The organism is Skermanella aerolata KACC 11604, from assembly GCF_000936425.1.
GTDB classification, from domain to species: Bacteria; Pseudomonadota; Alphaproteobacteria; order Azospirillales; family Azospirillaceae; genus Skermanella; species Skermanella aerolata.
Genome location: NZ_AVFK01000002.1, coordinates 387655 through 404454, shown reverse-complemented (window position 1 = coordinate 404454; position 16800 = coordinate 387655). Strand labels below are relative to the sequence as shown.

Sequence of the window (16800 nt, the reverse complement as noted above, 5' to 3'; positions counted from 1 at the left end):
CCCACTCAGTTCACGCCGTCGAAAATGCGGCCGAAGCGAACGGCCCAAGGCCACTTCCAGAACTCCCAGAAGCTGGAGCCTTCGTCGATCGAGAAGAACAGGAACTCGGCCCGGCCGACAAGGTTTTCCACCGGCACGAAGCCGACCATCGAGCTGACGCGGCTGTCCAGCGAGTTGTCGCGGTTGTCGCCCATGGCGAAGAAGTGATCTTCAGGCACGGTATAGACCTGGGTATTGTCGAGTGAGCCCGTATCGCTTTCCTCGATGATCCGGTGCTTGCGGCCATTGGGAAGGGTTTCGACATACTGGGCGACCCGGATCTGGCGGCCGAACTGGTCGGTCGTGACGAAGTCTTCGACCCGGTCGCGCTTCACCGCCTCACCGTTGATATGCAGGATGCCGCCGATCATCTGGATACGATCGCCGGGTAAGCCAATGATCCGCTTGATGTAGTCGGTTTTGTTGTCGCGCGGCAGCTTGAACACGGCGACGTCGCCGCGCTCCGGCTTGGTGTAGAGCACCCGGCCGTCGAACACCGGCGCACCGAAGGCGACCGTGTATCGGCTGTAGCCATAGGAGAACTTGGAGACGAACAGATAGTCGCCCACGAGAAGCGTCGGGATCATCGAGCCCGACGGGATGTTGAACGGCTCGTAGGCGAATGTACGGACGCCGAACGCGATGACGACGGCGTAGACGACCGTCTTAATGGTCTCGCCGATGCCGCCGCTCTTGTTCTTCTGCATCGAATCGATCTGCTTTCTGGTCAGTTCTGTCATGGCATGACGCCACCCGAAGGCGGCTGCTCCGTGGCGTTCAGGTTTGGGTGGCGGGCGACCCGCTGCCGGATTGGCCGGTGTTGGGCTGGCCGGTGGTAGGCTGTCCGGCGGTAACTTCTCCGGCAGTGCCTTGTCCAAACGAGGGCACGGCCGAGATCAGCACGATGGCTTGCGCCAAAGGCAGGTCGTCGGTCAAGGTAAGATGGATGACGGCTGTCATGCCGGGTGGCGTGATTCGGTTCAAGCGCTCCAGCGCGCCACCCGTCAACTTCATGGTAGGCTGGCCGCCGGGAAGATTGACCACGCCCATGTCGCGCCAGTAGACACCTCGGTTCAGCCCCGTTCCCAATGCCTTGGCGCAGGCTTCCTTCGCCGCGAAACGCTTGGCATAGCTGGCCGCCCGCTGGTTGCGCCGGTCGGACTTTTGCCGCTCGACATCGGTGAAGACGCGGTCGAGAAATCGCTCGCCGTACCGCTCGAGGGTACGTTCGATGCGACGGATATCGATGAGGTCGTTTCCGATTCCAAGGATCATGATGTTTGTCGGGCGCTGCGTTCGTCATGGGCGGCAGCCAGGTCGCCGCGCGCGTCCGCCCGCGCCCGATCCATCAACGCCCGCATATGCCTGATGGTGGCGTCCAGCCCGCTGAAGATAGCCTCGCCGACCAGGAAATGGCCGATGTTCAGTTCCACGATGGTCGGAATGGCGGCGACCGGCATTACCGTGTCGAAGCTGAGGCCGTGACCGGCGTGGCATTCCAGGCCCACCGCTTCGGCATGGGCCGCCGCGATGCGGATGCGTTCGAACTCACGGGCACGGGCGGCATCCGTCTCCGCATCGCAGTAGGCGCCGGTATGGAGTTCGACCACGGGGGCGCCCAGGGCTGCCGCAGCATCCAGTTGGGCGGGATCGGGATTGATGAACAGCGAGACTCGGATGCCGGCGGCGCTCAGGTCGCGAATCATGGGCACCAAGGCATCGCGGTTGCCGGTCACGTCCAGACCGCCTTCGGTCGTTCGCTCTTCCCGCCGCTCGGGCACGATGCAGGCGGCATGCGGCCGGTGGCGCAACGCGATTGCCAGCATCTCGCCCGTGGCTGCCATCTCCAGGTTCAATGGCAGGTCGATCTCGCTGCGAAGGCGCTCGATGTCGTGGTCGGTAATATGGCGCCGGTCTTCCCGGAGATGCGCGGTGATTCCATCGGCACCGGCCCGGGCCGCGGCGAGGGCGGCCCTTACCGGGTCCGGATGGGGACCGCCGCGCGCGTTGCGGATCGTGGCGACGTGGTCGATGTTCACGCCGAGGCGCAGAGAGCGTTTCATGCTTCAAGCTCCAGCTTGCGGTGCCGGGCCTTCTTCGTCCGACGCATCAGGCTCCGCGCACGATAAGCCGAAACACCCGCCCGTACCGGAAAGAAAAAGAGGAACCAAGCGACGATCCCCGCCAGGGTGCCGCCCACCATCATGGGGAGGAAGACCTGCCCGGGCTGTTCGACTATGAGCATCAGGGTCAGCCCCTCCGGCGTCAGAGCTTCCGCCGGCTGTCCGGCCACCATAGACCCCAGCCGGTACGTCGCCAACCAGATGCCTGGAAAAGTCCACGGGTTCCCAACCGCCGTTCCCAGCGCCGATGCCAGCAGATTGCCCCGGACGAGGAGAGCCAAAAGGGCAGCGAGGGCGAAATGGAGGCCGATCAGTGGCGTGAAGGATACGGCGGCGCCGCAGGCGAAGCCGGCAGCGATCGAATAGGGCGTTCCCGGCAATCGCCCGATCCGGTGCGCCACATAGGTCGACGAACGCCGCCATCCTGACCGCGGCCAGAAGAAGTCGCGTATACGACGGTACCAACCATGCGGGATGCGGCGGCGGAACATGGGATGTGGGAATCACACTATCGGACAACACGGGACTTCTTTTAAATGGAGCTTCCCGACGGAAGCGCCATGCGGTCTATATGGAGGCGACGACACGTTCAGTCAGCGCCCACGTGCCCGATCGACCGAATTGATGACCGGAGTCGCCCGAAGAGCTGCGATGATATTGGTCAGATGCTTGACGTCCTTGACATCGATGTCGATCAGCATCTCGAAAAAGTCGGTATTGCGGCTGGTTATCTTCAGGTTGGTGATGTTGCCGCCATTCTTGCCGATCACGGTCGACAGGGTCCCGAGACTGCCGGCCTCGTTGGCGATGATGACGCTGATGCGGCCGACATGCTCGATCGCGTCGCCGCCACTGTCCCAGCCGACGTCGATCCAGCGCTCCGGCGTATCGGTGAAGCTCTCCAGCGTTTCGCAGTCGATCGTGTGGATCGTGACGCCCTTGCCGGTGGTGACGATGCCGACGATCCTGTCGCCGGGCAACGGATGGCAACAGCCGGCGTAGTGGACGGCCATGCCCGGGATCAGGCCGCGAATCGGCAGCGGGTTGTCCCGCTTGCCCTTGGCGCGCGCCGACCGGCTGATCGGAACGACCTTGTCGTCGCGGTCAGGCGGCGGCTTGTGACCGGGGAAGACCGAATTGAAGACTTCGCGGGCCGATTGGAGGCCGGCACCGACGCTGGCGAACAGGTCTTCGACCGATGACGCCTGGAAGATCTTGATGACGCCTTCCACTGCCTTTTCGGTGAATTCGTAGCCTTCCTGGCGGAACAGCTTCTGGAGCAGCGCCTTGCCGAGGTCGATGTACTGCGAGCGCTGCTGCGTCCGGATGAAGCGGCGGATGCGCGCCCGCGCCTTGCCGGTGACGACGAAGCGCTCCCAGGTCGGCGACGGGGTCTGGGCCTTCGACGTGAAGATCTCGACCTGATCGCCGTTCTGAAGCTGACTGCGCAGCGGCAGCATGCGGCCGTTTACCTTGGCTCCGACGCAGGTGTCGCCGATCTGGCTATGGACCGCATAGGCGAAGTCGACCGGCGTAGCGCCGCGCGGCAAGGCTATCAGGTCGCCCTTGGGCGTGAAGCAGAAGACCTGGTCCTGGAACAGTTCGAGCTTGGTGTGCTCCAGGAACTCTTCCGGCTTCTGCGCGTGCTCCAGAATGTCGAGCAGTTCGCGCAGCCAGCGGTACTGGCGGCCTTCCGTGCGCTGGCTGTTCTGCTTGTAGGCCCAGTGGGCGGCGACGCCGAGCTCTGCGACCTCGTGCATGTCGTTGGTGCGGATCTGGACCTCGATCCGCTGGCGCTCCGGTCCGATCACCGAGCTGTGGATGCTGCGGTAGCCGTTCGGCTTCGGGGTCGAGATGTAGTCCTTGAAGCGGCCGGGCACGACCGGGTAGCGGGCATGGATCACGCCCAGCGCCTGATAGCACTGCTCCACCGAATCGACCATGACGCGGAACGCCATGATGTCGGAAAGTTGTTCGAACGCGACGTTCTTGCGCTGCATCTTGCGCCAGATCGAGTACGCGGTCTTCTCGCGCCCCGTCACGCCGGCGTTGGGCAGGCCGTGTTCGTTGAGGGTGTGGCGCAGCTCGTCCAGCACGCGGCCGACCAGCCCCCCCTCGGCGGTCCGCAGGAAGGACAGGCGCGCCAGGATGCTGTCACGGGCGTCGGGATTCAGTTCGGCGAAGGAGAGGTCTTCAAGCTCGTCCTTCATCTTGTGAATGCCGATTCGCTCGGCCAGCGGCGCGTAGATCTCCAGCGTCTCGCGAGCAATGCGTTTACGCTTCTCCGGGTCACGGAGATGGTAGAGCGTCCGCATGTTGTGGACGCGGTCGGCCAGCTTGACCAGCAGGACGCGGATATCCTCCGACATCGCCAGCACGAGCTTCCGGAAGTTCTCCGCTTGCTTGGCTTGGTCGGTCTGCGTCTCGATGTTCTGGAGTTCGATCCGCGACAGCTTGGTCACGCCATCGACCAGCTTGGCTATGTCGCCGCCGAACAGCCGCTCGACATCCTCCAGCGTGGCAACCGTATCCTCGACCGTGTCGTGCAGCAAAGCCGTCACGATCGAGGCGGTATCCAGCTTCATCTGTGTGAGGATGCCGGCGACTTCCAGCGGGTGCGAGAAGTAAGGGTCACCATTCGCCCTGGTCTGCGAACCGTGAGCGCGCATGGAAAAGACGTAGGCGCGGTTGAGGGCATCCTCATCCGCGCTGGGATCATACGCTTTGACGCGCTCGACCAGCTCGTACTGCCGGATCATCGGCACTCACCCACGGCAAACGACAGCGTCAATGGTGGGATTTCGGACACTCGAACGGCAAGCCCCCGCCAATCGGCAGCCGATCGCTTATTCGTAGACCTTGCCGCTGTCATCGACATCACGATCGACAAGGGCGCCTTCCTCGCTGTCGACGTCGATACCTGGCTCGGCTTCCATGCCGGCAAGGACATCTTCCTCGTCGTCGCCATCGCCGTCAGCGTCGGCATCGATGTCGGCTCCAAGTTCGTCGCCCTCTCCCTCGCCGTCTTCGGCCATGCTCATCTGCTGTGCCCAGGCCTGCTCGCCGGCCATCAGTTCGACGATATCGTCCTCGGGCTCGTCAGCCTCGACCACTTTCTGGTGGCCCTTGATCAGCGCATTGCGCAGTTCGTCGAGGCCGATAGTTTCGTCGGCTATCTCGCGCAGCGCCACGACCGGGTTCTTGTCGTTGTCGCGGTCGATCGAAAGCGATGCACCGGTCGCGACGTCCCGCGCCCGTTGGGCGGCCATCATCACCAGCTCGAAACGGTTGGGAATCTTGAGGACGCAATCTTCAACGGTAACGCGTGCCATTACGGGCAAACTCCAACTATATGACAAGCCATTTTATATACGGCCCCTATACACGCGAAGCAAGTCCGACGGACCGGAAGCCTGGCTGCGATACCCGGTCAATCTTCCATCTCCTGCGCGACCGGTTCGGCGCGCTGATCGGCGGGAAGCGCCGAGATCAAGTCGGCTATGCCGGCGCCAGTGACGGGATGACGCCAATCCGGTGCGACATCGGCCAGTGGAAGAAGCACGAATGCACGCTCATGCAACCTCGGGTGCGGAATAATAGGACCGCTCGCCTCGGAGAAGACTTCGTCGTCGTAGGCAAGCAGGTCGAGATCGAGGATGCGCGCTTCGTTCCGGATGGTCCGGGTCCGTCCAAACTCCGCTTCCACGTGATGGAGCAAGCCGAGTAAATCCGCAGGCGGAAGGAACGTTTCAACCGCTATTACACCGTTGACAAACCACGGCTGATCGGACACTGGAACTGGAGCGGTCCGGAACCAGCGTGACTTTGCGGTAACTGTAACACCATGTTTCTCAACGGCTTCGACTGCGGCAACGCATATGTCTTGAGGAGATCCATAGGCGTCACTGGAAAGGTTTGATCCTAATGCGATCAATATCACTTTTGCTGCATCCTCCAGCGAACCTCTTGTCTGTTCGCAAGCATTGCCCTATCTCTACATGGTGGCCAATGTGACATTAATGCCTCCTCTCATAGCCACAGGGGCGGTTAAAACAAAATTGGCCGGCCGACGATAACCATTATAGTCAAAAAAGGTTCTAAGATGATTTTCTATCAAGAAGAACGTATCGCGATGTTCATTGACGGAGCAAATTTATATGCGGCCGCGAGAGCGCTGGGGTTTGATATCGACTACAAACGTTTGCTGGATCTGTTTGCATCTAAAGGGCGCCTAGTCAGAGCTTTTTACTACACCGCCCTTGTAGAAGATCAGGAATATTCTCCGATACGCCCACTGGTCGATTGGTTGGACTACAATGGATATACCATGGTAACCAAGCCGACCAAGGAATTCACGGACGCGTCCGGCCGCCGCAAGATCAAGGGCAACATGGACATCGAACTGGCCATCGACGTTATGGAGATGGCCGAACACGTCGATCATATACTGCTGTTCTCGGGCGACGGTGACTTCCGCCGGTTGGTCGATGCGGTTCAGCGCAAGGGCGTTCGGGTGTCGGTCATCAGCACCGTGCGCAGCCAGCCGCCGATGGTCGCCGACGAACTCCGCCGCCAAGCTGACAACTTCATCGAACTTCAGGACCTTTCGCCCTCGATCGCACGGGTGCATCAGCACCGTGATCCGCCGTCGAGCGATCCGCACGGCAACATGTACGAAACAGCCTGATATACTTCGCAGGTGGACTGAACAGAACAGGGCGCGGCATTTCGGCCGCGCCCTGTTTCTTTGACGATACTTTGAGATCTCATCAAGACCGCCTCGGTCGCGACAAGTCCCGAGTTCAGTCGAAATCCTTGCCTTTGCTGCGTATTACACGCGCTTTGTCGCGTTGCCAGTCACGATCTTTCTCCGCGGCGCGCTTGTCGCCCTTCTTCTTGCCGCGTCCAACCCCAAGTTCGACTTTGGCTATCCCGCGTTCGTTGAAGTAAATCGACAACGGTACGACCGTGACGCCTTCGCGCTTGATGGCGCCCATCAGGCGGTTCATTTCCCGCTTGTGGACCAGCAACTTGCGCGGCCGCTTGGTTTCGTGCTGGTAATACTGGCCCGCCAACTGGTATTCCGGAATATAGGCATTCACCAGATAAAGCGCGCCGTTCTGCTCGCCCGCATAGGATTCGGCAATGCTCCCTTTGCCGGAGCGGAGGGACTTGACCTCCGTTCCGACCAGCATGATTCCCGCTTCAAGGGTCTCATCGATGAAGTAATCGAACCGGGCGCGGCGGTTCTGAGCCGCGATCCGGCCCGAAACAGGACCCGGCTTAGCCATAGTGCTTCCTCTTCTTCTTGTTCGTCAGACAGTTTTGCTCAGTTGAGCACACCCGCCTTTACCATCGCTTCACGCACCGCTACCCGTGTCGCCTCGGTTACCGGAACGACCGGCAGCCGCAACTCTTCCGAGCAGATCCCGAGCAGGCTGGCGGCATACTTGACCGGTGCCGGGCTGGTTTCCAGGAAGAGCGCGTTATGAAGCGGCATCAACTGGTCGCGCAGCCGCTCCACGGTAGCCCAATCCTTCGCCTGCCAGGCGGCATGAAGCTGGGCCGATTGAGCCGGCGCCACGTTTCCGGTGACGGAAATGCATCCGTGCCCGCCCTGGGCCAGGAACGCGACGACGCTGGCGTCCTCACCCGTCAGCTGGCAGAACTCAGGGCCAATTTCGAGACGTGTCCTTAACGGTCTGGTTAAATCGGCTGTGGCATCCTTGACGCCAACGATATTGGGTAGCTTGGCGAGACGAGCCATGGTCGAGACCGACATGTCGATCACGCTGCGACCCGGTATATTATAGATGACGATCGGGATCTCGGCAGCATCATGGATCGCCTTATAATGCTGATAAAGACCTTCCTGGGTGGGCTTGTTGTAGTAGGGCGTGACTTGCAGCACCGCATCCGCGCCCGCCTGCTTGGCATGACGGGTGAAAGCGACCGCCTCGGCGGTAGAGTTGGAGCCGGCCCCGGCAATAACGGGAACGCGTCCGGCCGCGGCCTCGACGCAAAGCTCGACCACGCGCATGTGCTCTTCATGGGAGAGCGTGGGCGACTCGCCTGTCGTACCGACCGGAACAAGGCCGCTGGTGCCTTGGTTGATCTGCCAGTCGACGAAGGACTGGAAGGCTTTCTCGTCGACTTTGCCGTTCTTGAATGGTGTCAAGAGAGCAACGATGGACCCCGAGAACATACCAACCTCCGTGCGGGCAGAATAAATGAGGCGCGCACCTTACCCGCCAAGCCGCATAACGGCAAGTGCGCCCGCCTGATCCAAACAATGGTGATAGGATTTTCCCTCATGCTGGGAACCGCCGGCCTTGCGGCGGCCGACGGTCTCAGCGAGCGAGATTTGGGATTGTATCGGGCAGCTTTCAAGGCAGCGGAGGCAGCGCGGTGGCCGGAAGCGAATGCCATCGCATCTCAGGCGGGTGAGAAGTTGCCGGCCAAGGCCATCCAGTGGCTCGACATGGCACGAAGCGACACGGATGCCGGCTTCGAGGCGATCGCCGATTTCATCCGCCGCAACCCCGAATGGCCCAACCTGAACACGCTGCGCCGAAGCGCCGAAATGGCGATGCCGCTTTGGATGCCGGACGGTGACGTCAAGGCCTGGTTCGGCAAGTATCCGCCGCTTACGGGAGGGGGCGTGCTGCGTTACGCGACCGTCCTTCTGAACGACGGCAAGACCCGCGAAGCCACCGAATTGGTGCGCGAGCGCTGGGTTTCCGGCGGGTTCGGCGCCACGGAGGAGATGGACTTGCGCGCCCGCTTCGGCGACCTGCTGCGTCCGCGCGATCATATCGCACGGCTGGACCGGCTTGTCTGGGACAACGAGGAAGCGGCGGCCCGCCGGATGTTCAGCCTTATCGACGGCGGCCATCAGGCGCTGGCCGAGGCGCGCCTGTTCCTCGCCAACATGAAGAAAGGCAATGTCGATACGGTGCTGAACAAGGTGCCGCCCAGTCTTCAGAGCGATCCGGGCCTGCTCTATGAGCGGGCACGCTGGCGCCGCCGGAAGGACATGGACGACGGCGCGCTCGATATCCTGATGAACAGGCCGGCCGATATGGTCCGTCCGGCCGCGTGGTGGAGCGAGATGCATATCCTCGCCCGCCGCAGCATCGAGAAGGGCAACTACGCGGAAGCCTACCGGATTGCCCGCAACAGCGGGCAAAAGGACGGGCTCGCCCTTTCCCAAGCCGAGTTCCTGGCCGGCTGGTTGGCCCTCCGGTTCCTCAACAAGCCGCAGGAGGCCCTGAAGCACTTCGAGCAGTTATACGCTGCCGTCAGCGCGCCGATCAGCCGGTCACGCGGCGCATATTGGGCCGGACGCGCGGCGGAGGACCTGAAGCAGCCCGATCAGGCGCGTAGATGGTACGATCTGGCGGGCGAGCATGTAACGACCTTCTACGGCCAGCTTGCCCGGAAGCGGGTGCGCAACACCAACGATGCGGCGGTTCCCGGCGACGCCCGGATCGGGCAGGACGCGGTCGCCGCCTTCAATGCGGCGGAGCTGCCGCGACTCGCCCGGATGCTGAACCTGATCGATCCCGTAGCCGACCGCGAAGGCATCTTCGTCCGTCGCTTGGGATCGAACGCGAAGACGGCGCAGGACTATGCCCTGGTGACGCGGCTTGCCCAGGACCTCGTCCGGCCCGATCTGGCGGTCACCGTCGCCAAGCAGGCGGTCCAGGATGGCGTCACCTTGATCAATGCGGGCTATCCTGTAGTGAGCATGCCTGATCTGGGATGGCTGGAACCGGCGCTGGTCCACTCCCTCATCAGGCAGGAAAGCACGTTCAACGAGAATGCCGTCAGCCCTGCGGGCGCCCGTGGCCTGATGCAGCTGATGCCGGCGACGGCGAAACAGGTCGCCGGCCAGCTTGGGATGCAGCACACCAACAGCCGCCTGACGTCTGACCCGACCTACAACATAGCTTTAGGCAGCGCCTATATGCGGGAGCTGATAGACCGCTTCAACGGCTCCTACGTCCTCGCCATCGCCGCGTACAATGCCGGTCCCGGTCGTGTCAGGGAGTGGCTTCAGACCAACGGGGATCCCCGGGCCGAGGGTGTCGACGTCGTCGACTGGATCGAGTTGATTCCGATCTACGAGACGCGCAATTATGTCCAGCGGGTGATGGAAGCCGTCCATATCTATCGTGCCCGCATGGACGGGGGGCACGCCAAGCTTCTGCTGGAGGAGGATCTGAGACGCTGATGGAACAGGCGGGAATGGAACATGCGGCTGGGTCACTTGCGGCCATCGAGGTATGCGTCTTCGATGCTTACGGAACCTTGCTCGACGTCCGGTCGGCAACCGCCCGCCTGTCTCGGGATTTGGACGGCAAGGCGGAGCAACTAGGCGCCCTGTGGCGTCAGCGGCAGCTCGAATACACGTGGCTGCGCAGCCTGATGCACCGGCACCGGGACTTCTGGGGCGTGACCCGCGATGCCCTGGACCATGCATTCGGCGCCATCGGTTTGCCGGAAGACGAAGGCTTGAAGGCCCGGCTGATGGACGCCTACCTGTCGCTGGATGCTTATCCGGACGTGGCGCCGGCACTGATGCAGCTTCGCACCGATGGGATCCGGACCGCTATCCTGTCCAACGGCACTCCCGCCATGCTGAAGGCCGGCGTCGACAGCGCAGGGATCGGCGGCAGCCTGGATGCTGTGCTCTCCATCGAAGAAGTCGGCATTTACAAACCGGATCCATCGGTTTACCAGCTTGCCTGCGACCGGCTGGGTGTCCGGCGCGATGGGATCTGCTTCGTTTCCTCCAACGGATGGGATGTGGCCGGCGCGGCAACGTTCGGGTTCCAGACGGTGTGGCTGAACCGGTTCGGGCTTGAGCGCGACCGTCTGCCGGGCGAGCCATGCGTCGTCCTGGAAGGACTCGAGGAGTTACCGGCGCTGATCGCATCCGCCGCCCGCTGACGTTTCTCCGTTTCTCATGGTAGCCGACATGATTTCCACCACCTTGCCGACCTTTGCCGACGTCGAGGCCGCCGCCGTCCGTCTGGCCGGCCAAGCCGTCCTGACGCCCCTCCTGGAGTCGCCCTTGCTGAACGACCGCCTTGGCGGCCGGCTGCTGGTAAAGGCGGAAGTGCTTCAGCGCACTGGCAGCTTCAAGTTCCGGGGAGCCTTCAACCGCATGAGCCTTATTCCGGAAGCCGAGCGGCCACGTGGCGTCGTGGCTTTCTCTTCCGGCAACCATGCGCAAGGGGTAGCGGCCGCGGCGCGGCTGCTGGGGCTTCCGGCAACCATCGTGATGCCGTCGGACGCTCCGGCGATCAAGGTCGCCAATACCCGCGAATGGGGCGCTAGGGTCGTTCTGTACGACAGGTGGAAGGAAGACCGGGAGGCCATCGGCGCCGGTATCTCCGCTGAAACCGGCGCCACCTTGGTACGGCCTTACGACGATCCGTACATCATGGCGGGACAGGGGACCATCGGGCTGGAACTGATCGAGCAGGCAAAGGCGGCAAGTGACGGCCTGGACGCGGTGCTGGCGCCTTGCGGCGGCGGCGGCATGATCGGCGGAATAGCGCTGGCGGTTGCGGCGCGAAGCCCGGGCACCAAGGTCTATGCGGTTGAACCGGCAGGGTTCGACGATACGGCGCGGTCGCTCGCCGCCGGCGAGCGGCTGAGCAATGCCGCCGGAGCGTCATCCTTCTGCGATGCGTTGCTGGCGCCGATGCCGGGCGAACTGACCTTTGCGGTCAACTCGGCCCATCTGTCGGGGGGCTTCGCGGTCACCGATGCCGAAGTGGCGGCTGCCATGGCAATCGCCCGCGATAATTTCAAACTGGTCGTCGAGCCGGGAGGCGCCGTGGCGCTCGCGGCTGTTTTGTCGACCAAGATGGAACTTGGCGGCAGGACCATCGCGGTCGTGTGCTCCGGCGGCAACGTCGATCCGGAAGTATATGCCAAGGCTCTGGCGAGCGTACGATAGCTGGACGAGTAGGAAGGTATCGGGCCGTGGATGGCCCGATACCTTCCTGACTTCAAGGTTTTCCGTCAGTCGGCCGCGTCCAGCTTTACAGAGTCTCGCGCCATCATCCACTCGGTGACGAGAGGCGTCATCAGGCCGATCTTGCCGCATTTGGGGCATTCGCTTGCCAGCGCCGGCCGGTGCTGGACGAATTGACCACCCCGAGCACAGCCGCATTCCATCAGATAGCCGCTTTGGCGACGTTCGACGATTTTCATGTGCGGTCCCTCCATTCCCGGCAATAACGGATGAGATGGATATTCAGCACCGCTTCCCGGATGGCTAAACCGTCAGAACACATGCTTCCAAACCTAATCGTGCTCACGTCCTCACGCTTGGCGGTCCATTATTTAACGGAATTTTATCACTTGCCAAATGTGTTGGTGTCATGGACGAGACGACGAGCTTGAACATCAGCCCCTACCTTCTGCGGCCAATCCGCAAGCTCGAGGACGTGCTCGCAAAGCGGGAGGAAGACCAGCTGCGTAAAATCAGGCCTCCGATGACAGCGAACAACCGTTTCGTCCTGATCCTCGGAGGCAAGCGCTGACCCCTGCCCCAATCCTGTAACGCCAAGTTATAGAAAGGTTCATTTGCCATAAACGACGACACCGGGTATCCGCAGCGCAGTCCACAGGGCTGATCGCTTGCTGGAAAGGATGACCGGCGATGAGTTATCAGAAGTACGAGCGCATCGCTCCCCTGTATGATGTGCTGGATAAAGCCTATGAAGTCTCCTGGAAGCGAAGGCTTAGGGGCGAAGTCTTTCGAGGCTCGGTCGGATTGGTGCTGGATGCTGGGGCCGGCACCGGATGCAACATCCCATTCTATCCGCGAAACGCAACGATCGTTGCGGTCGACAACAGCCCTGCCATGCTGTCGCGCGCCGCGAAGCGGGCTGTCCGGGAAGGCGTCGAAGCCGAGTTCCTGGAAATGGACCTGACCCGCACCAGCTTTCCGGACAACCATTTCGACGCCATCGCAGTTACCTTGGTCTTCTGCGTCCTTCCGGAGGAGCTTCAACTTCCTGTGCTGCGCGAGTTGAGCCGGATCTGCAAGCCGACCGGGACGATTCGCATCCTCGACTACACGCTGTCCCGGAAGGCGCCGGTCCGCTTGATGATGCGGGTCGTCTCACCCTGGCTGAACTTCGCCTTCGCCGCTCGCTACACGGCACGGTACGAGTCGTATCTGGAACAGGCCGGGCTTTCCGTCGTCGAGAACCGGTTCGTCATGGGTGACGTCGTCAAGCTGCTGGTTGTCAGCCCACGAAGCCGCTAACGCGCTCCCGCTGTCCGCCGGGCGACTGCCGGAAGACCCGGCTGGACGGCAGGTGGACGGTGACCGAAGTACCGACTCCCGGGGCACTTTTGATGACAAGGCTGCCGCCATGAAGTTCGGTCAACGACTTGGTGATCGGCAAGCCCAGCCCCGTCCCTTCGTATTTGCGATTCAGCGTGCTTTCGACCTGGGCGAAGGGCTGAAAGGCGAGAGCCAGTTCATCCTCGCTCATGCCGATGCCGGTATCCTCGACCTGGATATCGACGCCGCCATCCGCCGCCAGTCCGGCGGACACCATGACGCTCCCGCCACTTTCGGTGAACTTGACCGCGTTCGACAAGACGTTGAGCAGGATCTGCTTGAGTTTCAATGTGTCGGCGACGACGGGAGGAAGTCCTTCATGGATGGACTGGCGAAGTTGAACACCGGCGCTCTCCGCACGGTTGATCACGACGCGAATCGAGGCAGATATGACGTCTCCGATGTCGTTGATGTCGTCGGAAAGCTCGGTCTTGGCGGCATCGATCCGGGAATAGTCCAGGATGTCGTTGATGACGGTCAGGAGATGCCTGCCGCTGTCACGGATATCGCGGGCATATTCGGTATACATCGGCAGGCCGTCCGGGCCGAAGCTGTCGTCGGCGATGATTTCCGAAAAGCCGATGATGGCGTTGAGCGGTGTCCTCAATTCGTGGCTCATGTTGGCGAGGAACTGGCTCTTGGTGCGGTTGGCCAATTCGGCCTGCTCCTTTGCGTCGCGTAACGATGTCTCGATCCGACGATGGTCCGAGACGTCGCGTGCCATCAGCAGGACCATGCGATCCGTCGGCGACGGAAGCGGCACACCTGTCAACTCGGCGCAGAATGCCGTACCGTCCGACCGGGACAACCAGACTTCGCATCGGGGCAGCCCGGCACCTGCCGACAGGGCGGCAAGGACGTGACCGCGATCGACCGCCGAGGTACCGGCGCCCAACAGGCTGGCAACAGGGCGCGCCAGGATGAAGTCGTCCGACTCGGCGCCAAGCATGGCCGTGCCGTTGCCGTTGACGTAATCGACCCGCCCGTTGCGGGCGATCATCACCAGCTCCGGGGTTGCCGTGACGATCGTTCGATACCGTTCTTCGCTTTCGCGCAGCCGCCTGCTCTCATCCACCAGCAGGTCCACGGTCTGGATGGAGCGCTTCGTGAGGCTGCTCAGCCTGAACAGCAGCCAGACCGTCGCCGCTCCGAGTAGCAACACCGCTCCCGGAAGCGCACCTGACGCCGCCTGCGCCGCGATGACGGGCAGAAGGATCAGCAGAACCACCGCTATCGCCAAGGCTCCAGTGATTCGCTGGACGGCACGCGCGTGCGCCTTGGCGGCGGCCTTGTCATATGCGTCGATGTTCATCGATTGCACCGGAAGAGCCGCCCTTCGCCTTTGCCTCATAAGCCGCTTCAATTAAGCGGCGACTGTCGTAAAGAAAACCGGAAGCTCGGGCAGGAAATATTACCGTGGAGTCGCCAGCCTGCGGATCAGCTCGGCCCGGACCGTGGCGGCATCCTCGTTGGGGATCTGGCAAGTGCCGGCGGCGAGATGGCCGCCGCCGCCGTACTCCAGCATCAGCGGCCCGACAGCGACCGGCGACGTGCGATCGATGATCGACTTGCCGACGGCAAACACCGTGTTCTGCTGCTTCAGTCCCCACAGGATATGCATGGAGACCCGGGCCTGCGGATGGAGTGCGTAGATCATGAACCGGTTGCCGGCGTGGATGATCTCCTCCCCGCGAAGGTCGAGGACGACGACATCGTCATGGACTTCGGCCAGACGCTTCACCTGATCGGTGAACATCTTCTCCTGCGCGAAGTACAGCTCGACCCGCTCAGCCACGTCGGGCAGCGCCAGGATGCTGTCGACGTCATGATCGCGGCAATAGTCGATCAGGGTCATCATCAACTGGTAGTTGGAAATCCGGAAGCTGCGGAATCGACCCAGGCCGGTGCGCGGGTCCATCAGGAAGTTCAGGAGCGTCCAACCCGTCGGCTTCAGGATATCGTCGATGCCGTAATCGGCGGAGTCGGCCTTGTCGACCGCCGCCATCATCGCCTGCGGCACCATGGAGAAACGCTCCAGCCCGCCGAAATGGTCGTAAACGACCCGCGCCGCCGAGGGGGCCTTGGGATCGATGATGTGATTGGACTGCTGGCCGCCGACGCGCTCGGCCTCGCTCAGATGATGGTCGAAGGCGAGGTGGACGCCGGGCACGAAGGGAAGGTTGGTCGTGATGTCGTTGGGACCGACCTCGACAAGGCCGTCCTGCATGTCCTTGGGATGGACGAAGGTGATCGTGTCGATCAGGTCGAGTTCGCGCATCAGGACGGCGCATGCCAAGCCGTCGAAATCGCTCCTGGTGACCAACCGATATTTCTGTCCGCCCATCTCGCCCCCGCTACCGCGTCGCACTACCGTTCAGAGGTAATACTTATGGGATAGAAGCGATGCCAGGGTCAAGCGGAGCGGACGACTCCCGGTGCGGCACTTGAGGGTGCATCACCGGGAGGCATACGGGTCAGTGCGCCGGGTCAGTGCGCCAGGATCTGGCTCAGGAACAGCTTCGTTCGTTCCGACTGCGGGTTGTTGAAGAACTCCAGCGGTTCGTTCTGCTCGACGATCTCGCCCCGGTCCATGAAGATCACCCGGTTGGCGACCGTCCGGGCGAAACCCATCTCGTGGGTGACGCAGATCATGGTCATGCCCTCGTTGGCGAGGCCGATCATGACGTCGAGCACTTCCTTGATCATCTCGGGGTCGAGCGCCGAGGTCGGCTCGTCGAACAACATGACCTTGGGGCTCATGCACAGCGAGCGGGCGATGGCCACGCGCTGCTGCTGTCCGCCGGAAAGCTGGCCGGGATACTTGTTGGCCTGATCGGGAATGCGCACCCGCTTCAGGTACTTCATCGCGATCTCTTCCGCCTGGGCCTTGGGCATCTTGCGGACCCAGATCGGCGCCAAGGTGCAGTTCTCCAGGACGGTCAAGTGCGGGAACAGGTTGAAGTGCTGGAACACCATGCCGACGTCGCGGCGGACGGCGTCGATGTTCTTCAGGTTGTTGGTCAGTTCGACGCCATCGACCACGATCTTGCCGCGCTGATGTTCTTCCAGGCGGTTGATGCAGCGGATCAGGGTGGACTTGCCGGAGCCCGACGGGCCGCAGATGACAATCCGCTCACCGCGCGCGACCGACAGGTTGATGCCCTTCAGGACGTGGAACTCGCCGTACCATTTATGGACGTCGCTGAGTTCGATCGCGACCTCGTCGCCCGGCCGGGGCGCCACGGTGCGGTTCGTGTCACTCAT

At 62.3% G+C, this 16800-nt stretch carries 19 protein-coding genes; 6 read left to right on the top strand and 13 right to left on the bottom strand.

Going from position 1 to position 16800, the window contains the following annotated elements; all coding sequences use genetic code 11:
• Positions 1-5: 5 nt before the first annotated feature.
• From lepB to folK, 7 genes are all read right to left on the bottom strand, one after another.
• A complete protein-coding gene (gene lepB / locus N826_RS04870; RefSeq protein WP_044426238.1) occupies positions 6-779 on the bottom strand; it encodes a signal peptidase I in 774 nt (257 codons plus the stop codon).
• Between the two features lie 37 nt (positions 780-816).
• Entirely contained in the window at positions 817-1314 is a 498-nt protein-coding gene (acpS, locus tag N826_RS04865) for a holo-ACP synthase (protein WP_084720481.1), read from the bottom strand.
• Positions 1311-2102 carry a pyridoxine 5'-phosphate synthase gene (locus tag N826_RS04860; protein WP_044426237.1) on the bottom strand — a complete coding sequence of 264 codons (792 nt, stop codon included), beginning with the start codon at positions 2100-2102 and terminating at the stop codon, positions 1311-1313. The genes acpS and N826_RS04860 overlap by 4 nt, the downstream gene beginning before the upstream one ends.
• Positions 2099-2653 carry a DUF2062 domain-containing protein gene (locus tag N826_RS04855; protein ID WP_044426236.1) on the bottom strand — a complete coding sequence of 185 codons (555 nt, stop codon included), beginning with the start codon at positions 2651-2653 and terminating at the stop codon, positions 2099-2101. Before N826_RS04855 ends, N826_RS04860 begins: the two co-directional genes overlap by 4 nt.
• A 102-nt stretch (positions 2654-2755) precedes the next feature.
• Complete coding sequence (locus N826_RS04850) at positions 2756-4921, bottom strand: RelA/SpoT family protein (RefSeq protein ID WP_044426235.1); 2166 nt, start codon at positions 4919-4921, stop codon at positions 2756-2758.
• An 87-nt stretch (positions 4922-5008) separates the two neighbouring features.
• Positions 5009-5494 carry a DNA-directed RNA polymerase subunit omega gene (rpoZ, locus tag N826_RS04845; protein WP_044426234.1) on the bottom strand — a complete coding sequence of 162 codons (486 nt, stop codon included), beginning with the start codon at positions 5492-5494 and terminating at the stop codon, positions 5009-5011.
• Positions 5495-5592: 98 nt separating this feature from the next.
• Complete coding sequence (folK, locus tag N826_RS41490) at positions 5593-6102, bottom strand: 2-amino-4-hydroxy-6-hydroxymethyldihydropteridine diphosphokinase (protein ID WP_052830835.1); 510 nt, start codon at positions 6100-6102, stop codon at positions 5593-5595.
• A 162-nt stretch (positions 6103-6264) separates the two neighbouring features.
• Between folK and N826_RS04835 the strand changes: the two genes are divergently transcribed.
• On the top strand, positions 6265-6849 hold the full coding sequence (locus N826_RS04835) for a LabA-like NYN domain-containing protein (protein ID WP_044426233.1): 585 nt from the start codon (positions 6265-6267) through the stop codon (positions 6847-6849).
• A 115-nt stretch (positions 6850-6964) separates the two neighbouring features.
• On the opposite strand, the gene smpB is transcribed toward N826_RS04835, so the two are convergent.
• Positions 6965-7453, bottom strand: coding sequence for an SsrA-binding protein SmpB (gene smpB, locus N826_RS04830; RefSeq protein ID WP_044426232.1), 489 nt, complete (start codon positions 7451-7453; stop codon positions 6965-6967).
• 38 nt (positions 7454-7491) lie between these two features.
• Positions 7492-8367 (bottom strand): 4-hydroxy-tetrahydrodipicolinate synthase, encoded by an 876-nt coding sequence (gene dapA, locus N826_RS04825; protein WP_044426231.1) that lies wholly within the window; start codon positions 8365-8367, stop codon positions 7492-7494.
• Positions 8368-8475: 108 nt separating this feature from the next.
• Between dapA and N826_RS04820 the strand changes: the two genes are divergently transcribed.
• The 3 genes from N826_RS04820 to N826_RS04810 are packed head-to-tail and all read left to right on the top strand — an operon-like array spanning position 8476 to position 12135.
• Entirely contained in the window at positions 8476-10398 is a 1923-nt protein-coding gene (locus N826_RS04820) for a lytic transglycosylase domain-containing protein (RefSeq protein WP_244619419.1), read from the top strand.
• 14 nt (positions 10399-10412) lie between these two features.
• Positions 10413-11117 carry a haloacid dehalogenase type II gene (locus tag N826_RS04815; RefSeq protein ID WP_044426393.1) on the top strand — a complete coding sequence of 235 codons (705 nt, stop codon included), beginning with the start codon at positions 10413-10415 and terminating at the stop codon, positions 11115-11117.
• A gap of 28 nt (positions 11118-11145) precedes the next feature.
• Positions 11146-12135 carry a threonine ammonia-lyase gene (locus tag N826_RS04810; RefSeq protein WP_044426392.1) on the top strand — a complete coding sequence of 330 codons (990 nt, stop codon included), beginning with the start codon at positions 11146-11148 and terminating at the stop codon, positions 12133-12135.
• A 65-nt stretch (positions 12136-12200) separates the two neighbouring features.
• Here the strand turns inward: N826_RS04810 and N826_RS04805 are convergent, their stop codons facing one another.
• Positions 12201-12392, bottom strand: coding sequence for a hypothetical protein (locus N826_RS04805; protein ID WP_044426229.1), 192 nt, complete (start codon positions 12390-12392; stop codon positions 12201-12203).
• Positions 12393-12562: 170 nt separating this feature from the next.
• Here N826_RS04805 and N826_RS42820 point away from each other — a divergent pair, with 170 nt between their 5' ends.
• Positions 12563-12724, top strand: a complete 162-nt coding sequence (locus N826_RS42820; protein WP_157599319.1) for a hypothetical protein — start codon at positions 12563-12565, stop codon at positions 12722-12724.
• A gap of 119 nt (positions 12725-12843) precedes the next feature.
• Positions 12844-13455 (top strand): class I SAM-dependent methyltransferase, encoded by a 612-nt coding sequence (locus N826_RS04800; protein ID WP_044426228.1) that lies wholly within the window; start codon positions 12844-12846, stop codon positions 13453-13455.
• Here the strand turns inward: N826_RS04800 and N826_RS04795 are convergent.
• The 3 genes from N826_RS04795 to N826_RS04785 all read right to left on the bottom strand — a co-directional run bounded on the left by N826_RS04795 (position 13436) and on the right by N826_RS04785 (position 16800).
• Entirely contained in the window at positions 13436-14848 is a 1413-nt protein-coding gene (locus N826_RS04795) for a sensor histidine kinase (protein ID WP_052830834.1), read from the bottom strand. The two genes, N826_RS04800 and N826_RS04795, sit on opposite strands and share 20 nt — an antisense overlap.
• 99 nt (positions 14849-14947) lie before the next feature.
• Positions 14948-15880, bottom strand: a complete 933-nt coding sequence (locus tag N826_RS04790) for a DHH family phosphoesterase (protein WP_044426227.1) — start codon at positions 15878-15880, stop codon at positions 14948-14950.
• 143 nt (positions 15881-16023) lie between these two features.
• Positions 16024-16800 carry an amino acid ABC transporter ATP-binding protein gene (locus N826_RS04785; protein WP_044426226.1) on the bottom strand — a complete coding sequence of 259 codons (777 nt, stop codon included), beginning with the start codon at positions 16798-16800 and terminating at the stop codon, positions 16024-16026.